Source organism: Stenotrophomonas sp. GD03654, assembly GCF_029845105.1.
Taxonomy (GTDB): Bacteria; Pseudomonadota; Gammaproteobacteria; order Xanthomonadales; family Xanthomonadaceae; genus Stenotrophomonas; species Stenotrophomonas africana.
Genome location: NZ_JAOCLC010000143.1, coordinates 1 through 1,979, shown reverse-complemented (window position 1 = coordinate 1,979; position 1,979 = coordinate 1). Strand labels below are relative to the sequence as shown.

3 protein-coding genes are annotated in these 1,979 nt (G+C 64.3%); all 3 read right to left on the bottom strand.

The window, feature by feature from the left end; all coding sequences use genetic code 11:
• On the bottom strand, positions 1-411 hold a 411-nt coding region (locus tag N5J73_RS24140; protein ID WP_279941382.1), incomplete at its 3' end, for a TniQ family protein.
• Positions 408-1,316, bottom strand: a complete 909-nt coding sequence (locus N5J73_RS24135) for a TniB family NTP-binding protein (RefSeq protein ID WP_003830789.1) — start codon at positions 1,314-1,316, stop codon at positions 408-410. The genes N5J73_RS24135 and N5J73_RS24140, both read right to left, overlap by 4 nt.
• Before the next feature lie 2 nt (positions 1,317-1,318).
• On the bottom strand, positions 1,319-1,979 hold a 661-nt coding region (locus tag N5J73_RS24130), incomplete at its 5' end, for a Mu transposase C-terminal domain-containing protein (protein ID WP_279941381.1).

Here is a 1,979-nt window from a genome sequence, read left to right as displayed (position 1 = left end):
GCAGAGCGGACAGGCGCGGTGTATCGGTTGGGTGGGCAGCCAGGCACGCCAGCTCGTGATGGATCGCGTCTTACGGCGGAGTCTCGGCAGCAGTACCGAGAGCTGGAACGCATAGGTTTCCAATGCGGCTGGAATCTGATCATCAAGGCTGTCCAGTAGCCAAGGCACCCAGCCGGCGAAACTCATGCAGCGCAGCCGATCCAGCTCGATACCGCTCCGCTGGAAGAGCATCATCAGCAGCGACAGTGGTGGCGCGGTATCCAGGTCATCAACCTGGCCGTGACCAAGATCGTGCTCCAGCAGGTCGGACACCTCCATGTGATAGCAAAGGGCCACGCGGTTGAGCCATGAAGACAAGGCTTCGCCTTCCTTGGGAGCCGGATGCAGCGGCCAGCGTGGCGCTGGCTTCACATCAGTTCCCGCTCGAATTGCCGACGCCGCTCGCTTGGGCCGGTGTAATCGGCCATGCTGAGCGTGCGGTGGTTGATCGCTTCCTCGCCGCTCTCCACGGCGACGAGGGCCGCCGCCATCAGCAAGTGCGCCAGTTCGCCGATGGTGCCCTCGCTGCGTGTGAGCAGGTAGCGGGCCATGTCCAGCGTGGCAATCGACGAGGGTCGCCGCAATGGAAGCGAAGCGGCGAAGCTGGCCAGCAGTGAGCAGCAATCGTCGTTGGCCTCCCACACCGGCAGCATCATGGGCTCGAAGCGGTTTTCCAATTGGTCATCCGAGCGGATGGCCAGGTAGGCGTCGCGCGTGCCGACCCCGACCAATGGGATGCGCAGCTCATTGCCGAGGAAGCGCAGCAGGTTGAGAAATTCCCGCCGGTTGACGCTGTTGCCGGCCAAGACGTTGTGCAGCTCGTCGATCACCAGCATGCGCACGCCGACCTTGCGCAGCAGTGCCAGCGCCAGTTGCTCCATTTCCGGCAGCCGTGGGCGCGGGCGCAATGGTGCCCCCATCGCGGCAAGTAGCGCGACGTAGAAGCGGATCACCGACGGTTCGGACGGCATCTGCACGACCAGCACCGGCATGTGTTCCTGGTCCGCGTCGGAGCTGGCCGGATGCGTGCGCCGGAATTTCTCGATGATCATCGACTTGCCGTTGTTGGTCGGGCCAACCAGCAGCAGGTTGGGCATGCGTTGCTTGTTTGGCCACGCATACAGGGTTTCCAGCCGGTTCAGCGCCTCGACCGCGCGCGGGTAGCCGATCCAGCGGTCGGCGCGAAGGCGCTGGATGCGCTCGTCCGCCGGCAGCCGAGCCAGCCCCTGTGCCGCTGGCAGCAGGTGTGACAAGTCGATGATGGGATATTCGTCCACGGCTACCACTCCTCGATCTGGTCGAACGGTTTGGCCGGAGGCAGGTTGTCTGCCTGCGGATCAGCAACGTCCGTTTTCGGCGGAATCGGCTTGTCCGGCGGAGGCGATGCCTTGAGGTGCTGGCGTCGATCCGCGTCGCGCCGCGCCTTGCGCGTGGCCTTCTGTGCGGTGGTCACGATCTCGCGCATCTGCCCGATCATGCGGAACAGCGCCGACTCATCCACCTGTTCGCGCCCTTGCTGCCGCAATTTCGCCAGCGCCTGTCGTTGTTCCCAGAGGGTGACAGCCGGGTGCGACAAGGTACGGTAGGGGATTTCCAGGTAATGCTGCCCCTCCGGTTCCAGCACCCAGATACGGCTGATGTCACGCGGGTCGCGCCGGATCAGGAAAGCGGGCAAGCGGTCGCGTCGTGCGATCCACGGTTTGAGCGCATCGGCGTAGTAGTGAATGTGGTCGATGACAAAGCCGGTGCGAGTCAGAGTACGGCGAATGATGGGCAGGAAATCGACCAAAAAAGCCAAGGCGCGGGTGACGACAGCCGGTACACCGACACGCGCCACGGCTTCTGACCAGCGCGCCGCCGGCGGCTGAAGCAGGCCGTTGTGCACAGAGCCGTGATAGGTGCCCACCGCCAACGTGAGCCAGCGCTCCAGCTCACGCAAT